At 71.0% G+C, this 17,677-nt stretch carries 17 protein-coding genes and 1 riboswitch; of the genes, 1 reads left to right on the forward strand and 16 read right to left on the reverse strand.

Annotated features, from left to right (window positions below; genetic code table 11):
* Nucleotides 1-214: 214 nt before the first annotated feature.
* The 16 genes from C6C15_RS11290 to infC all read right to left on the reverse strand — a co-directional run bounded on the left by C6C15_RS11290 (nt 215) and on the right by infC (nt 17,017).
* Entirely contained in the window at nt 215-2,362 is a 2,148-nt protein-coding gene (locus C6C15_RS11290) for a bifunctional hydroxymethylpyrimidine kinase/phosphomethylpyrimidine kinase (protein WP_105950142.1), read from the reverse strand.
* Nucleotides 2,359-3,207: a hydroxyethylthiazole kinase gene (gene thiM, locus C6C15_RS11295; protein ID WP_105950143.1), complete on the reverse strand. Its 849-nt coding sequence runs from the start codon at nt 3,205-3,207 to the stop codon at nt 2,359-2,361. The genes C6C15_RS11290 and thiM overlap by 4 nt, the downstream gene beginning before the upstream one ends.
* A riboswitch (TPP riboswitch) is annotated at nt 3,198-3,291 on the reverse strand. (Overlaps the previous gene by 10 nt.)
* 7 nt (nt 3,292-3,298) lie before the next feature.
* Nucleotides 3,299-4,270 carry an NAD-dependent epimerase/dehydratase family protein gene (locus tag C6C15_RS11300; RefSeq protein ID WP_105950144.1) on the reverse strand — a complete coding sequence of 324 codons (972 nt, stop codon included), beginning with the start codon at nt 4,268-4,270 and terminating at the stop codon, nt 3,299-3,301.
* 251 nt (nt 4,271-4,521) lie between these two features.
* Nucleotides 4,522-7,068 carry a phenylalanine--tRNA ligase subunit beta gene (pheT, locus tag C6C15_RS11305; RefSeq protein ID WP_105950145.1) on the reverse strand — a complete coding sequence of 849 codons (2,547 nt, stop codon included), beginning with the start codon at nt 7,066-7,068 and terminating at the stop codon, nt 4,522-4,524.
* On the reverse strand, nt 7,068-8,108 hold the full coding sequence (gene pheS, locus C6C15_RS11310) for a phenylalanine--tRNA ligase subunit alpha (protein WP_083370885.1): 1,041 nt from the start codon (nt 8,106-8,108) through the stop codon (nt 7,068-7,070). The genes pheT and pheS overlap by 1 nt, the downstream gene beginning before the upstream one ends.
* 49 nt (nt 8,109-8,157) lie before the next feature.
* Nucleotides 8,158-9,084, reverse strand: coding sequence for an amino acid ABC transporter permease (locus C6C15_RS11315; protein WP_105950812.1), 927 nt, complete (start codon nt 9,082-9,084; stop codon nt 8,158-8,160).
* Nucleotides 9,081-9,728 carry an amino acid ABC transporter permease gene (locus tag C6C15_RS11320; protein ID WP_062636670.1) on the reverse strand — a complete coding sequence of 216 codons (648 nt, stop codon included), beginning with the start codon at nt 9,726-9,728 and terminating at the stop codon, nt 9,081-9,083. The genes C6C15_RS11315 and C6C15_RS11320 overlap by 4 nt, the downstream gene beginning before the upstream one ends.
* A gap of 85 nt (nt 9,729-9,813) precedes the next feature.
* Nucleotides 9,814-10,728 (reverse strand): glutamate ABC transporter substrate-binding protein, encoded by a 915-nt coding sequence (locus tag C6C15_RS11325; protein WP_105950146.1) that lies wholly within the window; start codon nt 10,726-10,728, stop codon nt 9,814-9,816.
* A 47-nt stretch (nt 10,729-10,775) separates the two neighbouring features.
* Nucleotides 10,776-11,522, reverse strand: coding sequence for an amino acid ABC transporter ATP-binding protein (locus C6C15_RS11330; RefSeq protein ID WP_025105274.1), 747 nt, complete (start codon nt 11,520-11,522; stop codon nt 10,776-10,778).
* Between the two features lie 262 nt (nt 11,523-11,784).
* Nucleotides 11,785-12,747 (reverse strand): TAXI family TRAP transporter solute-binding subunit, encoded by a 963-nt coding sequence (locus tag C6C15_RS11335; RefSeq protein WP_234024133.1) that lies wholly within the window; start codon nt 12,745-12,747, stop codon nt 11,785-11,787.
* Entirely contained in the window at nt 12,744-14,117 is a 1,374-nt protein-coding gene (locus C6C15_RS11340) for a sensor histidine kinase (protein WP_105950147.1), read from the reverse strand. Before C6C15_RS11340 ends, C6C15_RS11335 begins: the two co-directional genes overlap by 4 nt.
* Before the next feature lie 3 nt (nt 14,118-14,120).
* The gene (locus tag C6C15_RS11345) at nt 14,121-14,792 is read right to left on the reverse strand and encodes a response regulator transcription factor (protein ID WP_105950148.1); all 672 of its coding nucleotides are present in this window, start codon (nt 14,790-14,792) and stop codon (nt 14,121-14,123) included.
* A 23-nt stretch (nt 14,793-14,815) separates the two neighbouring features.
* Nucleotides 14,816-15,628, reverse strand: a complete 813-nt coding sequence (locus C6C15_RS11350) for a TrmH family RNA methyltransferase (RefSeq protein ID WP_060922527.1) — start codon at nt 15,626-15,628, stop codon at nt 14,816-14,818.
* Between the two features lie 88 nt (nt 15,629-15,716).
* Entirely contained in the window at nt 15,717-16,103 is a 387-nt protein-coding gene (gene rplT, locus C6C15_RS11355; RefSeq protein ID WP_017202428.1) for a 50S ribosomal protein L20, read from the reverse strand.
* Nucleotides 16,104-16,135: 32 nt separating this feature from the next.
* The gene (rpmI, locus tag C6C15_RS11360) at nt 16,136-16,330 is read right to left on the reverse strand and encodes a 50S ribosomal protein L35 (RefSeq protein WP_025105280.1); all 195 of its coding nucleotides are present in this window, start codon (nt 16,328-16,330) and stop codon (nt 16,136-16,138) included.
* A gap of 72 nt (nt 16,331-16,402) precedes the next feature.
* Nucleotides 16,403-17,017, reverse strand: a complete 615-nt coding sequence (gene infC, locus C6C15_RS11365; RefSeq protein WP_105950149.1) for a translation initiation factor IF-3 — start codon at nt 17,015-17,017, stop codon at nt 16,403-16,405.
* Between the two features lie 257 nt (nt 17,018-17,274).
* Here infC and C6C15_RS11370 point away from each other — a divergent pair, with 257 nt between their 5' ends.
* Complete coding sequence (locus C6C15_RS11370; RefSeq protein ID WP_060922526.1) at nt 17,275-17,673, forward strand: DUF1844 domain-containing protein; 399 nt, start codon at nt 17,275-17,277, stop codon at nt 17,671-17,673.
* Nucleotides 17,674-17,677: the final 4 nt, after the last annotated feature.

The raw sequence follows: 17,677 nt of genomic DNA on the forward strand, positions 1-17,677 counted from the left end.
CGACGATCTCGGGACCGGGGGCGGGGCCGGAGGCGGCGACACCGGCACTCGACCGCCGCGCGGACGCAGGCAGAAGGGCGGGGTCGCCTAGAATCGGCGGCCGCGACGTCGGCGCACGGCGATGACGCTCGGGACGAGCGTCGAAGGAGCGGTGGCGACCGAAGGCATGCGGCGACGATAGCGCGGGCGTGTTCGGCACCGCAAATCCGGGGCGTCACACGACAGCGTGCGCGACCGGTGCGGCGAAGAAGGCCCGTTCGTGCGCGCTCGATGCGAGGAAGGCGCGCCGCATCCGCTCTCGGCCGGTGTGGTCGGCCCTCGCGGCCGCGGCGGCGACATGCGCGACGGCCTGCCGGGTGGCCGCCGCGAAAGCCGGATCCGCGTAGGTCGCCAGCCACGATGCGTAGGGATGCCGGGGGTCACGGGGCGCCGCGCCGAACGCTCCGGCATGGAGCCGCTCGCCCAGGTCGGTGTAGAGCCAGAAGCACGGCAGCACGGCCGCGATCACCGTGGCGTAGTCCCCGCCGAAGGCGACGGCGCGCAGGTGGTCGAGGTAGGCGACCGTGGCCGGGGCGGGTTCGGTGGCGAAGGTCGCGGCGCTCACCCCGGTCTCCGGGGTCAGCCATGCCGCGTGCAGCTCCAGCTCGCCGCGGATCGCGCCGTGCGCGGCCTCCGCCCAGAACGCCTGCTCGTCGGGGGTCGGAGCGAGACGCGACGCCTCCGCGAGCACACGCGCGTACTCGCGGAGGTAGAGGGCATCCTGCGCGAGGTAGAAGACGAAGGCGTCACGGTCGAGAGTCCCCTCGGCGAGCGCGCGCACGAAGGGCAGCGCGTCGATGTCGCGGCGGATCGCGGCGGTCTCGTCCCACCAGGCCGCGGCGACCTCCTCCGGTGTCGGCCGGGTCTCGGCTCCGCCGCGGGCCCAGAGTCCCGCCAGATGATGGATCGGGCCGTGTCCTCGCCCGACGTCCAGGTCGTCCGCCGCGCGGAGGGACTCCCGCAACCAGGCGCGCGCGGCGCGGACCGCCGTCGCCGGATCGTCGCCCCTCGCCAGTCGTGTGGCCAGAGCCGCGGACAGCGAGCAGCCGGTGCCGTGGGTGTTCTCCGTCCGGATGCGCGGCCCGGAGAACTCCGCGTGCGTACCGGCTGCCGTGTCGATCAGGGCGTCCGGCGCCTCGTCCCCGGGCAGATGCCCGCCCTTCACCAGCACCGCGGTCCCCGTATCGGCCGACAGCTCTCGCGCCGCGGCGAGCGCGTCCGCCCAGTCCGCCACCTCGCGACCGACGAGCACCGCCAGCTCCGCGAGGTTCGGGGTGACCACGGTCGCCAGGGACAGCAGATCCCGGAGCTCCCGCTCCGCGTCGGGCTGGAGCAGCCGGTCCCCCGAGGTGGCGATCATGACCGGGTCGAGCACGACGATCGGGGGCTGCGTCGCCCGGAGCCACGCGGCGACCGTCCGGATCACCTCGACGTCCGCGAGCATGCCGATCTTCACGGCGTCGATGCGGATGTCGTCGCCGACGGCGTCGAGCTGCGCCCGCAGGAAGTCCGCGGGCGGAACGTGCACGGCGCGGACGCCCTGCGTGTTCTGGGCGGTCAGGGCCGTGAGGGCGGCCATGCCGTAGCCCCCGTGCGCGGCGATCGCCTTGAGGTCGGCCTGGATGCCCGCGCCGCCGGACGGATCGCTGCCGGCGATGCTGAGCACGTGCGGCACCGCCCGCCCGAGCCACCGCCGACGGAAGGCCGCGGCGGCGGCCCGGGGATCCTCTGCCGCGCACAGCGCCGAGACCACCGCGATCCCGGCCGCACCGGCCGCGCGCAGCGCCGCCGTGTCGTCGAGGTCCACCCCGCCGATGGCGACGCACGGCAGCGCACTGCGCGCGGCGAACGCGGCGAAGCCGTCGATGCCGAGCGGGTCCGGATGGTCGGGCTTCGTGCGCGTGGGCCGGATCACGCCGACGCCGAGGTAGTCGACCGTCCCCGGCGGCAGCGCGTTCACGGCATCGAGATGGGCAGCGGTGTTCGCCGTGAGCCCGATCAGCGCCTCGGGGCCGAGAAGTTCGCGCGCGCGGAGCACCGAGGCGTCCGCCTGGCCGAGGTGTACGCCGTCGACCCTGGCGCCGCGACGACGGGCCTCGACGGCCGCATCGAGGCGATCGTTCACGACGAGCAGGGCGCGGCCGTCGATGGCCACGGACAGGGCAAGGAGCTGGTCGACCGTCTCCTCGTCCGTCGCCTCCTTGTCGCGGAGCTGCACGATGCGGACCCCACCCGCCACGGCCTCGCGGACGGTCTCGACCACCCCACGAGCACCGCACAGCGACCGATCGGTGACGAGGTAGAGGGACAGGTCGACGGTCATCGGGCCTCCTCCTCGACGCGGGCGCGGGCCTGGAGATCCGCCGGGGTCACGGCGGACAGGGCGTCGAGCAGTCCGACGGCGAAGCTGCCCGGTCCGCGGGAGGTCTCCGCCGCCTGCTCGGCCGCGACCGTGTAGACGAGGGTCGCCGCGGCCACCGCCGTCAGCGCGTCGGTCTCGGTACCGCGGGCCGCTCCGAGGAAGGCCGCCATCACCGCGCCCAGCGCGCAGCCGCCGCCGGTCACCCGCGTGAGCAGCTCGTGCCCATTCGCGATGCGGATCACGCGCTCCCCGTCGGTGAGGAGGTCGACCGGGCCGGAGACGGCGACCACGGAACCGTGCCGGACGGCGAGCTCCCGCGCCGCCGCTGCCGCCGCCTCGGTCCCGTCCGTCGCGTCGACACCGCGGCCGCCGCTGCTGTGTCCGGCCAGCGCGAGGATCTCCGACGCGTTGCCGCGGATGGCTGTCGGGCGCCGCGCGACCAGCTCGTGGGCCAGCGCCGTCCGCACCGGGAGGGTGCCGATCGCGACGGGGTCGAGCACCCACGGCGTGCCGGCGGCGCGCGCTCCGGCCACGGCCTCCCTGCTCGCCTCCCGCTGCTCCGGGGTCGGCGTCCCGAGATTGACGAGGAGCCCCGAGGCGGCAGCGGCGAACGGCTCGGTCTCGCCGACGATGTCGACCATGGCCGGCGCCGCCCCGAGCGCCAGCAGCACGTTGGCGGTGAAGCCCGTCACGACGGCGTTCGTGACGCAGTGCGTCAACGGCGGCGCAGCCCGGACCTCCTCCCGCAGCCTTCCCGCCGTGGCGGCGAGGTCGAGGACGGATTGCGGACGCACAGGATCGCTCATTGCGACATCCCTTCGCTAGTACGAACTAGATCAGGTTCGACGGGTGTGATCTCAGCCGCGGATGCGGCACCCCGTGTCACTGCCTCGCAGTCTAGCGAGCGAAGGCGTCGAGCAGCGCCCGCTCCTCCGTCCGCGTGAGTCCGGCGCGGCGCTCCCTGTCCACGCCCCGATCGCGCTCGTCCGCCACGACGCTTTCCGCCGTCTCGTCGAGGGGGCGGAGGGTGCCTCCGCTGCGGCGATACCGCGCGTTCGAGCGGGTCATGAATCCGCTCATCTCGGGTGGCAGCCACAGCGGCAGCGAGCGCGGCCCCGCCCAGTACGCGACACCCTCCGCGACGAGACGCTCCTCCGTGCCGACGACGAGCGGCCCGGTGTGTCCGGTGGCCGCGCGCACGGTCCGCAGCACGTCGTCCAGCTCGCGCACGTCGCCGATCGCGTTCACGGTACCGGTGACGGTGGCCGACACGACGAAGGCGGCGACATCCTCGACGTCGATGACCTGCGCCGTGCGCCCGTCGAGGGGCGGGAGCAGCACCGGCTCGTCCAGCGCCCGGAGGAACGCCGCCGCCCAGTAGCCGAAGCGATCGCTGGGGTCGCCGGCGCCGACGATGAGGCCGGGACGGACGAGGAGCGCGCGGTCGCCGAGGCTCGCCTGCACGGCGTCCTCCGCCGCGACCTTCTGCCGCGCGTAGTCGTCATCTTCACCGGCCTGCGCGGCTGGGTGCCGCGGGGCCGACTCGTCCGTCCCGACCGTCTCGTCGTCGCGGTAGACCGACATCGACGAGATGTACGTCCACCGGGCGGCCCGGTCGCCGAGCGCACGAACCGCCCCGGAGACATGAGCGGCGCGGGAGGAGACGTCGACGACGTGATCCCAATCGGTGCGCGAGACGACGTCGTAGGCGGCCTCCTCATCCCGGTCCGCCAGCACGAGGGTCGCTCCCGGCGGCGCCGGGCGTCCGCCGCGGGCGAGGCAGGTCACGGACGCTCCCGCTCCCAACGCGTGCGCGGCGATGCGCCCCGACAGCCATCCGGTTCCCCCGAGGATCAGCACATCCGTCATGTGCCCATGTCATCAGGATCGACGACTCGGGGGAAGGGCCTCCGCTCAGAGCGGAGCAGGACAGGCCCTCACGCGATCACAGGCCCTCACGCGATCACAGGCCCTCACGCGATCACAGGCCCTCACGCGAGCGCAGCCGACCACGCGAACCCAGGCCATCACGCGAGTACAGGCCACCGGCACTGCTGTCGCCTGATGCCGCGCGAGCGCCTGATGCCGCGCGGCCTCCAGGAAGCCGCGCGGCATCGTGATCAGTCGCGGAGGGCGGCGCCGAAGCGGTCCGCGGCGACGGCGACGCCCGCCATCTTCGCCTCGGAGGCCTCCGCGGCCGTGAGCGTGCGGTCGTCGGCGCGGAAGCGTAGCGCGAACGTCAGCGACTTCGATCCCTCGGGCACACCCTCGCCGCGGTAGTCGTCCACCAGCCGGACGGACTCCAGCAGGGCACCCGCGCCCTCGGCGAGAGCAGCGCGGACCTCGCCTGCCGGTACCTCGGCCGGGAGCGTGAGCGAGACGTCCTGCGTCGCGGCCGGGAACGTGGAGAGCGATGCCGCCACGATGCGTCCTCCGGCGAGCGTGAGCAGCCGGTCGAGGTCCAGCTCCAGCACGGTGGCGCGACCCGGCAGGTCGGCCTCCTCGGCGACGGCGGGATGCAGCTCGCCGACGTAGCCGATCTCCTCGCCGCCGGCGACCAGCGCACCGGTACGTCCGGGGTGGAGCGCGGCGCGCTGCGTCTGCACGACGTCGATCTCGATGCCCGCGGCGGCCCCGATCACGCGGACCGCGTCGAGCGCCTCGACGAGTCCGGCGGCCTCGGCCGCACGCCCCGGCTGACGCGGCGACACGTTGCCGGTCAGCAGCACCGCGACGTGGCGCTCCTGCGGGGGGATGGAGGCGTCGAGCGCGGCGAGCACCTCATCAGACGGCCGGACACCCAGCGGCGGGACCTCGGCGGTGCCGTACTGCACGCCGGGCTCAGGGACGAACACGGCGCCCGTCTCGAACAGCGCCAGATCGGTGAGCCCGCGCGAGATGTTGCGGTGCGCGGTCTGCAGCAGACCGGGGATGAGCGAGCGCCGCAGGAACGGCACCTGCCCGTCGAGCGGGTTCGCGAGGCGGATGCCGGGCAGGTGCTCACCGGACGCGGAGCCGTGCAGATCGTTCTGCGCCTCGGTCGTGAACGGGAACGCCGGGGTCTCGACGAATCCTGCGGCGGCGAGAGCGTTCACCACGCGGCGACGCCCCTGCTGGTGGGCCGTGAGGCCGCGGCCGGACGGCGGCGTCGGCAGCACCGCGGGGATGCGGTCGAGCCCGTGGATGCGGGCGACCTCCTCGGCGAGCGTCCACTTGTCGGTGAGGTCGGGGCGCCAGGTCGGCGGGATGACCGTCCACCCGGAGTCACCCTGGGTCCCTTCGCCGTCCGCCTGGGTCCCTGAGCCTGTCGAAGGGCTGACCTCCGCCCCGATCGTCGTGAGCGCCCCGGTGATCTCGTCGTCGGTGTAGTCGACGCCGATCAGTCCCTGCACGAAACCGCGCGGGAGCTCGATCTCGGCGACGAAGACCTCGGCGAAGAGCGCGCCACCCTCCTCCGTGAGCGTGCCACCGGCGAGCTCGACCATGAGGTCGGCCGCGCGTCGGGCTGCGACGAAGGGGATCAGCGGGTCGACGCCGCGCTCGAAGCGCTTGGACGCCTCGCTCGGGAGCTTGTGCCGGCGGGCCGTGCGGGCGATGGTCGTCGCGTCGAAGGTCGCCGCCTCGATGAGCACGTTCCGCGTGGTGTCGCTCATCTCGGTGGTGCCGCCGCCCATGACACCGGCGAGGCCGATCGGACCGGAATCGTCGGTGATGAGGAGGTCTTCGACGTGCAGCTTCCGCTCCACGCCGTCGAGCGTCGTCATCTTCTCCCCCGGCGTCGCGCGCCGGACGGTGATGCCGCCCGTGAGCTTGTCGAGGTCGTAGCCGTGCAGCGGCTGGCCGAGCTCGAGCATGACGTAGTTCGTGATGTCGATGAGCACACCCAGCGACCGCATGCCGGCGAGGCTCAGGCGCGCGATCATCCACGGCGGGGTGGGCCGCGACGGATCGACGTCGCGCACGACCCGGGTGACGAACTCGCTCACGCCGACCTTGCCGCGCACCGGCGCCTGGTCGTCCACCACGGCCGTGTGTCCGGAACCGGGCTGCAGCTCGGCGAAGTCGCGCTCGGCGGGGTCGCGGAAGGCCGCCCCCGTGGCGTGGGCGTACTCACGGGCGACGCCGCGCACCGAGAACGCGTAGCCGCGGTCCGGCGTGACGTTGATCTCCACCGCGACGTCGTCGAGGCCGAGGAGCGCGATCGCGTCGGTGCCCACCGGCGCATCGATCCCGAGGTCGCTCAGCACGACGATGCCGTTGTGCTCGTCGCCGAGACCCAGCTCGCGCGCGGAGGCGATCATGCCGTCCGACACGTGACCGTAGGTCTTGCGGGCGGCGATGGGGAACGGCCCGGGAAGGACGGCGCCGGGCAGGGTCACGACGACCTTGTCTCCGACGCCGAAGTTGTGCGCGCCGCAGACGATCCCACGGACGCCGCCGTGCTCGGGACCGACGTCGACCTGGCACCAGTTGATGGTCTTGCCGTTGGACTGGGGCTCCGGCTCGAGCGAGACGACCTCGCCGACGACCACGGGACCCGTGATGTCGAAGCGGTGCACGTCCTCCTCTTCGAAGCCGACGGTCACCAGCGCCGCGAGGACGTCCTCGGGCGTGGCATCCGCTGCCAGATCGACGTACTCACGCAGCCACGAAAGCGGGACGCGCATCACACCACCATCCCGTACTGCTCGCTGAAACGGACATCGCCCTCGGCCATGTCGCGCATGTCCTGCACATCGCTGCGGAACATCAGGCCCCGCTCGATGCCCATGCCGAACGCGAAGCCGCTGTACACCTCCGGGTCGATCCCGGCCGCGCGCAGCACGTTCGGGTTGACCATGCCGCAGCCGCCCCACTCGATCCAGCGCGCGCCGCCCTTGAAGGTCGGGTGCCACAGGTCGAGCTCGGCGGAGGGCTCGGTGAAGGGGAAGTAGTTCGTGCGGAAGCGCGTCTTGGCCTCCGGGCCGAAGAGCTGCTTCGCGAAGTGGTCGAGCGTGCCCTTGAGGTGCGCCATCGTGATGCCCTTGTCGACGACCAGGCCCTCGAACTGTGTGAAGACCGGGAGGTGCGTCGCGTCGAACTCGTCGGTGCGGTACACGCGGCCCGGGCACAGCACGTAGATGGGGACCTCGCGGTTCAGCATCGACCGCACCTGCACCGGGCTCGTGTGCGTACGCATGACGAGGTGGCGCGAGGTCGGGTCGACGTAGAAGGTGTCCTGCTCCTGACGGGCGGGGTGATCGACGTCGAAGTTCAGGGCGTCGAAGTTGAACCACTCGTGCTCGAGCTCCGGCCCCTCCGCGATCTCCCACCCCATGCCGACGAAGATGTCCTCGACGTGGTCCTGCAGGAGAGCGAGCGGGTGCCGGGCGCCCACGCGCGTCCGCGACGGGACGGCGGTGATGTCGACGCGCTCGGCCTCGAGCCGCGCGGCGACCTCGGCGGCGGCCAGCTCGGCCTCCTTCGCCGCGAGCGCCTGGTTGACGCGACCGCGGCCCTGACCGACGAGCTTGCCGAACGCGGCCTTGTTCTCGGGGGCGACCTGGCGCATCGAGGCGTTCAGGACCGCGAGCGGCGATCCCTCCGCGACGTGCGCCGCACGGGCGGCTTTCAGCGCGGCGGTGTCGGCGGCCGCCTCGATCGCCGCGAGGGCGTCGGCGACAGCGGCTTCGACCGCTTCGGGGGTGATTTCCGGAGACTCTGACACGGGAGTCGAGTCTACCGGCGCGGGACGGGCGTCCCGCGCCGGTAGCGGCTCAGAGGCCGTGAGCGCCAGAGCTGTTGGCGTCGAACTTGCCCAGCCCTCGCTGCGCCACGATGAGCGACGTGTTCGTCTCGCCATCGTGCTGACGAGGGTCCGCCTCGTCCGGTCCGGCCTTGGCCGAGCGCTTGGCCCGGCGCTGCAGGCGGTAGGCGATGTAGGAGAGCACCAGACAGACCGCGACGTACATCGAGCCGCCGACGATCGCGGCGGGGATCAGCGGCGACCCGTAGGGCGCCTGGTTGCCGATCTGGTTGATGACGTACAGCAGCTCCTGGTACGTGATGATGAAGCCGAGCGCGGTGTCCTTCAGGGCCACCACGAGCTGCGCGATGATCACGGGCATCATCGCCCGGACGGCCTGCGGGATGAGGATGAAGTACATGACCCCGGTCTTGCGCAGGCCGATCGCGTAGCCAGCCTCCTTCTGTCCGCGCGGCAGCGACTCGATCCCGGCACGGAGTACCTCCGCGAGCACGGAGCCGTTGTAGACGATGAGCGCGATGACCACCGCGTAGTACGGGGGCATCCGGATGCCGATGACCGGGAGGCCGTAGTACAGCAGCATCATGAGGATCAGGACGGGGATCGCCCGCATGATCTCGATGATCCACCGCACCGGTTCGCGCACCCAGGCGTGCTCGGAGAGGCGGCCGATGCCGAGGACGAAACCGAGGACCAGCGAGCCGACACCGGCGACGGCGAAGGCGGAGAGCGTGCTGAGCAGGCCCTCCCCGAACCGCACCCAGACCGCCGAGTAGGTGAAGATGTTCCACTTCTCCGCGGAGAACTGGCCGGTGGCGTACAGGCGCCAGACCACCCAGCCGAGCACGGCGAGGACGACGAGGATCGTGACGGCACCGATGATCCGGTTGCGGGCGACCGCGCGGGGGCCCGGGACGTCAAACAGGACGGAACTCATCGCGCGATCCTCCACTTGTTCTCGAGCACGCGCTGCACCCAGCTCAGGAGCAGCACGAGCACGACGAAGATGACCATCACCCAGAGCAGCACGACGAGGGCGTTCTCGCCCCGCTCGCTGAGTGCCGCCCGGATCGTGCCGAGGTTGACCACCGAGAAGCCGGCGGCCACCGTGGTGTTCTTCATGAGGGCGATCAGCACGCTCATGAGCGGCGGGACCACGGACCGCGTGGCCTGGGGCAGCACGACGAAGCGCATGACCTGGCCGAAGTTGAGGCCGATGGCGCGTGCCGCCTCCGCCTGTCCGACCGGCACCGTGTTGATGCCGGCGCGGATCGCCTCCGCGACGTACGTGGCGGTGTAGATGCCGAGCGCGATCGTGGCCAGCAGCAGGGAGTTGACCCGCTCCCCCAGCAGGATCGGAAGGCAGAACGCGAAGAAGAACATCACCAGCGTGAGCGGGGTGTTCCGGATCCAGTTCACGTACACGGCGCCCACGCCGCGCGCGATCGGGACCGGGGACACGCGGGCCGCTCCGACGATGAGTCCGAGCACCACGGCGATGAGGCCACCGCCGAGGAACAGCGCGATGGTTCCCCACAGCGCTTCACCCCAGAGGTCGAGGTGGTCCGAGATCACTCCCACTGCTGTGCCTTTCGGTTCGTTTCCGCGTCAGATCGACGCCGAGGAGGACGGGGGCGGCCGGTCGGACCGACCGCCCCCGGAGAGATCAACCGACCGGGTCGACCTCGGGCTGCTCGGCCTTCACACCGGAGGCGCCGAGGTTGTTGTCGAAGATCTGCTGCCAGATGTCGCCGCCGTCGGTGAGCTGCGTGTTGAAGTACTCGACGAGTGCGTCGTCGCCCTTCGCCACACCGATGCCGTAGCGCTCCTCGCTGAACGGCTCGCCGACGACCTTGAGGTTGTCGGGGTCCTGCGCCGCGTAGCCGATGAGGAAGGCCTCGTCAGTGGTGACCGCGTCGACCTGACCGTTCTTGAGGTCCTCGACGCACTTGGAGTACGTGTCGTACTCCTTCGTCTTCACCTCGGGGTAGTTCTCCTTGATGTTCTGAATCGGCGTCGAACCCGTCGCCGAGCAGACCGTCGTCGAGGAGTCCAGGTCGTCGACGCTCGCGATGTCACTGTCGGCGGCGACGAGGAGGCCCTGGCCGGTGACGAAGTAGGGACCGGCGAAGGCGATCTGCTCCTTGCGCTTGTCCGTGATCGAGTAGGTGCCGACGTAGTAGTCGATGTCACCGTTGACGATGGCCTGCTCGCGGTTCGCGGAGGCGATCGCCTGGAACTCGATCTTCTCGGGGTCGACACCGAGGGATGCCGCCATCCAGCGGGCGATGTCGACGTCGAAGCCGGTGCGCTCGTTCGTCACGGGGTCGAGGTAGCCGAGACCGGGCTGGTCCTCCTTGACGCCCACCTTGACGGTGCCCGACGAGGAGATGCGGTCGAACGTGGGGCTCCCCTCGATCGTGACGTCCTCCTCGACGGTCCAGGGCGTGCTGCTCGAGGCGTCGCCCTCGTCGCTGCCCGAGGTGCCGGTGCTCGACGGCGTGCCGCTGTTGCAGGCCGTGAGCGCGAGCAGCGCCACCGTGGCGATCCCGAATCCGGCCAGTGTCCGTGTACGTCGCATGTGCGTCTCCTTCATGTGCTGTGCTGTGGGTGCGGGGTCTGGGGAAGTCAGTGCGTGAGGAGCTTCGAGAGGAAGTCCTTGGCGCGGTCGCTCTTCGGGTTCGTGAAGAACTCCTCGGGCTTGGCCTCCTCGACGATCCGGCCGTCCGCCATGAAGACGACCCGGTCGGCCGCCTTGCGGGCGAAGCCCATCTCGTGGGTGACGACGATCATCGTCATGCCCTCCTGGGCGAGCTCGACCATGACGTCGAGGACCTCGTTGATCATCTCGGGGTCGAGCGCGCTGGTCGGCTCGTCGAAGAGCATGACCTTCGGCTGCATGGCCAGGGCCCGCGCGATCGCGACGCGCTGCTGCTGGCCGCCGGAGAGCTGCGCGGGGAGCTTGTTCGCCTGCTGCGCGACGCCGACGCGCTTGAGGAGCATCATGGCCTCCGCCTCGGCGTCGGACTTCTTGAGTCCGCGGACCTTGATCGGGCCGAGCGTCACGTTCTCGAGGATCGTGAGGTGCGCGAAGAGGTTGAAGGACTGGAAGACCATGCCGACGTCGGCCCGCAGGTGCGCGAGAGCCTTGCCTTCCGCGGGCAGCTCCTTGCCGTCGATGCGGATCGAGCCGCTGGTGATGGTCTCCAGGCGGTTGATCGTGCGGCAGAGCGTCGACTTGCCCGAGCCGGAGGGGCCGATCACGACGACGACCTCCCCCGCGTTGACGGTGAGGTCGATGTCGCTGAGCGCCTGGAACTCGCCGTAGTGCTTCTGGACGTTCTCGACGACGACGAGCGGGGTTTCAGAGGTCATCATTTCTCCAAACTAGCCACGCGATGCGCGCGGTTCCAGGCACCACGGTGAGGTTTACACGTTCGTAATCACCTGATCGCGGCGCCAATGCATCCTCGCAGGGGCACCCCACGGCCCGCCCCCTCGGGCCGCGGGATCGCCCTGCTGCCACGCTCCCAGCGACAGCAGGCAGCAGGTGTCCGATCGTGTGCGATCGACCTCACCCTGGCAGAGCCGGCGTACGGCTGTCAGGGATCTTGAGGATTTCTTGAGGGGGCGCCGGTCACCGGCGCAGATCGCGGTAGTACTGCTCCGCGCCGGGGTGCAGGGGCACCGGCCCGGTGAAGATCGCCGACCGGCGGTCCAGCAGCGCCGCCGCCGGTACGTCGGCCGCGAGCGAGGTACGCGCCGCGAACAGGCCCGCGACGAGATCGTGCACCACGCCGGGCGGGGTGCTGCCGGCGGTGACGAGGTAGTTCGGCACCGCCAACGTCGTCACAGAGGCATCGAGGCCGTAGGTGCCTGCAGGCACGTCGGCGGGCCGATACGCGTGGGAGTACCGCTCGTTGACCGCGTTCACCCAGTCCTGCTCGACCGGGAGCAGGCGCACGTCGATGGTCTCCGCGAGGTCCGCGATGCCAGGTGTCGGCAGCCCGCCCACCCAGAAGAAGCCGTCGATCTCGCCCCGCTCCATCGCGGCGATCGACCCGCCGAGGTCGAGCTGCGGGTCGTCGACCGCCTCGGCCGCGACGCCGGCCGCGTGGAGCACGCGCGTGGCGATCACGTTCACGCCCGAGTTCTCCGCGCCGAGGGAGATCGTCCGTCCGGCGAGGTCCGCGAGGTCTTCGACGGCCGAGTCGTCCCGCACGACGATCTGCAGGTACTCGTCGTAGAGGCGGGCGACCGCCTGCACATCCAGCGGCTCGGCGAAGGCGCCCGTCCCCGCCACGGCATCGGCGGCCGCATCGCCCTGCGCGAAGCCGAGGAGCGCCTCCCCCGCGCTCACGCGCAACAGGTTGTCCACCGATCCCGCCGTCACCTCCGCCGTGAGGTCGACGTCGAGCTCACGCGACAGCTCTGTCGCGAGGTGGCTGCCGTAGTCGTGGTACACACCGGTGGGGCTGCCCGCGGCGAGCACGGCGACGGTCTGCGTCCAGTCCTCGGAACGCGGACTGCACGCGCTCAACGCGACCGCCGCCACGAGCGCGAGCATCCCGGCGACGACACGCCGGCCCCGCCCGCTCACGCTGCCGCCTCCGCGGGGAGGACGAGGGCTACGAGGAGCCCGCCGCCGTCGGCGCCGCGCACCCGCAGCTCGCCCCCGACCGTCGCGAGGAGGTCGGTCGCGATCGCCAGCCCCAGACCGGTTCCCGGCATGTCGCCGCTGTCCGCGCTCCGCCAGAAGCGGTCCGCCGCCGACGACGCATCCTCCGGTGACAGCCCGGGACCGTGGTCGCGCACGGTGAGCTGGCATTCGTCGCCCGCGCGCTGCGCACCGACCTCGATGGACGAGCCCTCCGGCGAGTACTTCACCGCGTTGTCGATCGCGGCATCGAGCGCGCTCTCCACGATGGTGCGGTCGGTGATCGTTATGACCGACGACTCCCCCGTCCGGCGCAGCACGATGGCCCGCTGCGCCGCCACCTCCTGCCAGGCCTCGACCCGGCGGCCGGCGACGGCGGCGAGATCGACCGCCGACATCGTGGAGTCGGTGCGACCGCCGCGGGCGAGTCCGAGGAGGGTCTCCAGGATGCGGGTCATCCGCCGGCCCTCTTCCCTGGTCTCCTCCACGTCGTGGTCCCACTCGCGTCCCAGCCCCGTCGCGAGGTGCTCGACGCGCAGCAACAGCGCGTTGAGCGGATTCCGCAGCTCGTGCGAGGCGTTCAGCGCGAACTCCTGCTGTCTCGTCATGACGCGCTCGATCTCATCGGCCATGCCGTTGAACACCCGCGTCATGCGCCGCAGCTCGGGCGGGCCGGTGCCTTCGGCCACCCGGGCGTCCATCTCCCCCCGCTCGATCGCCGCCATCGCCTCGTCGAGACGGCGCACCGGCGAGAGCACCCAGCGCGCGAGCCCCGCGACCAAGAGGATGCCGAGCGCGCTGAGCAGCACGACGATGAGTGCGAGCACGAGCGTCTGCCGCAGGATGACGGTCTGCGGGGTGTCCGTGCCGCCCCTGACGAGCACCGCACCGATCACATCGCCGTCGTCGAACACGGGTTCCACCAGCGCCGCATCGGACACGACCCACGGGGAGGACGTCGGTTGCTCGGCGCGGCGACCGGAGAGCGCCAGCCGCACCCGCTGCGCATCCTCCTCCGACAGCACCGCGTCTCCGTGGTCACCGGCCGCCCAGGGGCTGCCGGTGAGATCGAACACGGTCACCTCGATTCCGTAGACCTCCTGGAAGCGACGGACCTCGGCGTCCATCACCGCCGGACTCCCGGAGCGCAGCGCCTGTCGGGCGCTCGTCGCGAAGTACCCGAGGTCGCCGAGCTGCTCGGCATAGAACGACTGCTGGACGCTGCGTGCCGCGCTCCACCCGGTCACGCCGCCGAGTGCGACGAGCACGATGATCAACGGCACGAGGAAGACGACGGTCAGGCGGCGGCGCACGCGTCAGGACCCCGCGAGCCGGTAGCCGACGCCGCGCACGGTCTCGATGAACGCGCGATCGCCGCTCTTCTTCCGGATGGCCGCCACGTGCACCTCGAGGGAGTGGCCGAAGCCACGCCAATCGGTGTTCCAGACCTCGCGGATGAGGCGCTCCTTCGGCACCGCGACACCCGGATACCGCGCGAGCACGCCCACGATGTCGAACTCCTTGCGGGTGAGCGCCAGCGGCACCCCGCCGACCTGCACCTCCCGCGCGACGAGGTCGATCTGCACCGCGCCGCCATGCAGCAGCACGCGGGTGTCCGGCTCCGTCCGCAGCGGCCGCGATCGCCGGGTGACCGCCTCGATCCGCGCCAGGAGCTCGTGCACGTCGTAGGGCTTCACCACGAAGTCGTCGGCACCGGCGCGCAGTCCCTTGATGCGCTCGGCGACCTGGTTACGCGCGGTGACGATGACGATCGGCACGTCGGAGCGCCCGCGGATGCGGCGGCAGAGGTCGATGCCGTCGACATCCGGCAGCCCGAGGTCGAGCAGCACCACCTCGGTGTCGGCATCGAGGTGCTCCAGCGCCGCGGCCCCGTCGGCCGCATGCACGGTGGCATAGCCCGAGCGCGCGAGGAAGGCCTGCAAGGCCCCCGCCACCCGCTCGTCGTCCTCGACGATCAGTATCCGCATCCCGCGTCCCGTTCTTCGCCGGGTCAGCCGGTGGAGGCCGCGCGTTGGGCGAACGCGCTCTCATACAGGCAGACACTCGCCGCGGTGGCCAGGTTGAGCGATTCGGCGCGCCCGAAGATCGGCAACCGGAGGACACGGTCGGCCTGCGTCAGCGCCTCATCCTCGAGCCCGCGCGCCTCGTTGCCGAACAGCCAGGCGGTCGGCTCGCCCAGCACGCCGTCGGCGCGTGCCGCGAGGAGGTCGTCCCCCTTCACGTCCGCCGCGAGGATCTGCAGGCCCGCATCGTGTGCCCGTCGGACGACCTCGTCGAGCTCACCGCCCACCGAGACCGGAAGGTGGAAGAGCGAGCCGGTCGTCGCCCGCACCACCTTGGGGTTGTACGGATCGACCGTGCGACCGGTGAGCACGACGGCATCGGCGCCGGCGGCGTCGGCGGCCCGGATGATGGTGCCGAGGTTGCCAGGGTCGCGCACCTCCTCGCAGATCGCGACGAGACGCGGTGCCGCATCGAAGATGTCCCGCACCGAGGTCGGCGTCTGACGGACGACCGCGACGAGCCCCTGCGGGGTCACCGTGTCGGCCATCGCGTGGAGGACGTCCTCGCTCACGTACTCGACGTCGACGTCCGCCTCCGCGGCGGCGGCGCGGATGTCCGCGTGCTTCTCCCAGCCGTGCGGGGTCGCGAAGAGCTCGACGATCGCTTCGGGGCGGTACGTCAGGGCCTCGCGGACGGACTGCGGACCTTCCAGCAGGAAAAGACCGGTCTCGGTGCGGGCGCTGCGCTTGGTCAGCTTGGCGACGGCACGGACTCGGGGGGAACGGGGGTTCTCCAGCACGAACTCAGTCTACGGTCAGCCCGACACCGCCCGGATACGCGGAACGGGCGCCTTCCCGGAGGAAGACGCCCGTTCGGAAGCGAGATGCTTACGCCGCGGACTTCGGCGCGTTGACGTCGGAGGGCAGAGCCTTCTTCGCCGTCTCGACCAGCGTCGTGAACGTCGCGGCGTCGTTCACCGCGAGGTCGGCGAGCATGCGACGGTCGACCGTGACACCCGCGAGGCCCAGACCCTGGATGAAGCGGTTGTACGTCATGCCGTTCTGGCGGGCCGCAGCGTTAATGCGCTGGATCCACAGACGACGGAAGTCGCCCTTGCGCTTGCGACGGTCCCGGTACGAGTAGACCAGGGAGTGGATGACCTGCTCCTTGGCCTTCCGGTAGAGGCGCGAACGCTGACCGCGGTAGCCGGAGGCGCGCTCGAGGATGACCCGACGCTTCTTGTGGGCGTTGACCGCCCGCTTGACTCTTGCCATTTTCCTGTGTTCCTATCCTGCGATCGGGCGCGTCAGCGACCGAGAAGCTTCTTCGCGACCTTGAAGTCCGCCTTCGCGAGCACCTGGTCCTGGTTCAGACGACGGGTGCGACGGCTCGACTTGTGCTCGAGGTTGTGGCGCATCCCGGCCTGCTGCTTCTTCAGCTTGCCGCTGCCGGTGATCTTGAAGCGCTTCTTAGCACCCGAGTGGGTCTTCTGCTTCGGCATCTTCTCTTCCTTCGTATGGCGCCTTCTCAGGCGACGGTGTCAACCCGCGGTGCGGGAGTTCTGGGGGCGGACCTACTCCGCCTTGGCGTCCGCGGAGGCGTCCGCGTCGTTCTTCGCCTCGCGCGCGGCCTGCTTGTTCGCGGCGCGCACGGCGTTCTGCTCCTGCTTCGCCTCGGACTTGCTCTTGTGCGGCGCGACGACCATCACCATGTTGCGGCCGTCGATGGTCGGGTTGGACTCGACCGTGCCGAACTCGGCGACGTCCTCGGCGAATTTGCGCAGCAGACGGACACCCTGCTCCGGGCGCGACTGCTCGCGACCGCGGAAGAGGATCATGGCCTTGACCTTGTCGCCGGCCTTGAGGAAGCCCTCGGCGCGCTTGAGCTTCGTCGTGTAGTCGTGCGCCTCGATCTTCAGACGGAAGCGGACTTCCTTGAGGATCGTGTTCGCCTGGTTGCGACGCGCTTCCTTTTCCTTCTGCGCGGCCTCGTACTTGAACTTGCCGTAGTCCATGATCTTGACGACGGGCGGCTTCGAGTTCGGGGCGACCTCGACGAGGTCGAGATCGGCTTCCTGGGCGAGACGCAGCGCTGCCTCGATGCGGACAACGCCGATCTGCTCACCCGCGGGGCCGACGAGGCGGACCTCGGGGACGCGGATGCGCTCATTGGTACGGGGATCGCTGATGCGGAGCTCCTTAGACGATGTGATTCGGCCACCGTGATGCGGTCTGCATCCCGGGCGAAATCGGAGTCGTCCCCCACCCGCCGGCGTTCAGATACCGGCTTCGCACCCTGTCTACCGGCCCTCTCGTGACGAGCGGAGCCGGCGGAGCGCAAGACCCGGTAGCCTGGAACGGCAAGCGCGGGTGGGAAGTGAATCCTCTTTCGTTCCGGAGCATGACGCTCCGGAGCCCGCCAAAGTCTAACAGAAAGCAAGGCGAAGTGACGAACCAGGCATCGGACGAGGCGGCCCGCGAGCGCGAGGAGCGATGGGCTCGGCAGGAGGAGGCAGCCTCCTCGGCCGTCCGTGACATCGCCGACGTCCCCGCCGTCGAGGTGATCACGACCGCCGCCGTGCACCTCATGAGCGCCGCGGCCGTGAAGCTCGGCCTGGCGGACGACCCCGAAGCCGCGGCCCAGCTCGACCTCGATGAGGCACGGAAGCTCATCAACGCCTTGGCAGGGCTCATCACCGCCGGCGCCCCGGAGATCAGCGACATGCACGCCCGCTCGCTGCGCGACGGCCTCCGGTCGCTGCAGCTCGCCTTCCGCGAGGCCTCGACCATCCCCGATCCGATCGGCAAGGGCCCGGGCGAGAAGTGGACCGGTCCCGTCACCTGATCCG

Source organism: Microbacterium sp. str. 'China' (assembly GCF_002993305.1).
Lineage (GTDB): Bacteria > Actinomycetota > Actinomycetes > Actinomycetales > Microbacteriaceae > Microbacterium > Microbacterium paraoxydans.

What these genes read in the sequence shown, in the direction of transcription:
- C6C15_RS11290 (WP_105950142.1), bottom strand. Translation starts at nt 2,362, where the DNA reads ATGACCGTCGACCTGTCCCTCTACCTCGTCACCGATCGGTCGCTGTGC.
- thiM (WP_105950143.1), bottom strand. Translation starts at nt 3,207, where the DNA reads ATGAGCGATCCTGTGCGTCCGCAATCCGTCCTCGACCTCGCCGCCACG.
- C6C15_RS11300 (WP_105950144.1), bottom strand. Translation starts at nt 4,270, where the DNA reads ATGACGGATGTGCTGATCCTCGGGGGAACCGGATGGCTGTCGGGGCGC.
- pheT (WP_105950145.1), bottom strand. Translation starts at nt 7,068, where the DNA reads ATGCGCGTCCCGCTTTCGTGGCTGCGTGAGTACGTCGATCTGGCAGCG.
- C6C15_RS11315 (WP_105950812.1), bottom strand. Translation starts at nt 9,084, where the DNA reads ATGAGTTCCGTCCTGTTTGACGTCCCGGGCCCCCGCGCGGTCGCCCGC.
- C6C15_RS11325 (WP_105950146.1), bottom strand. Translation starts at nt 10,728, where the DNA reads ATGCGACGTACACGGACACTGGCCGGATTCGGGATCGCCACGGTGGCG.
- C6C15_RS11330 (WP_025105274.1), bottom strand. Translation starts at nt 11,522, where the DNA reads ATGACCTCTGAAACCCCGCTCGTCGTCGTCGAGAACGTCCAGAAGCAC.
- C6C15_RS11345 (WP_105950148.1), bottom strand. Translation starts at nt 14,792, where the DNA reads ATGCGGATACTGATCGTCGAGGACGACGAGCGGGTGGCGGGGGCCTTG.
- rplT (WP_017202428.1), bottom strand. Translation starts at nt 16,103, where the DNA reads ATGGCAAGAGTCAAGCGGGCGGTCAACGCCCACAAGAAGCGTCGGGTC.
- rpmI (WP_025105280.1), bottom strand. Translation starts at nt 16,330, where the DNA reads ATGCCGAAGCAGAAGACCCACTCGGGTGCTAAGAAGCGCTTCAAGATC.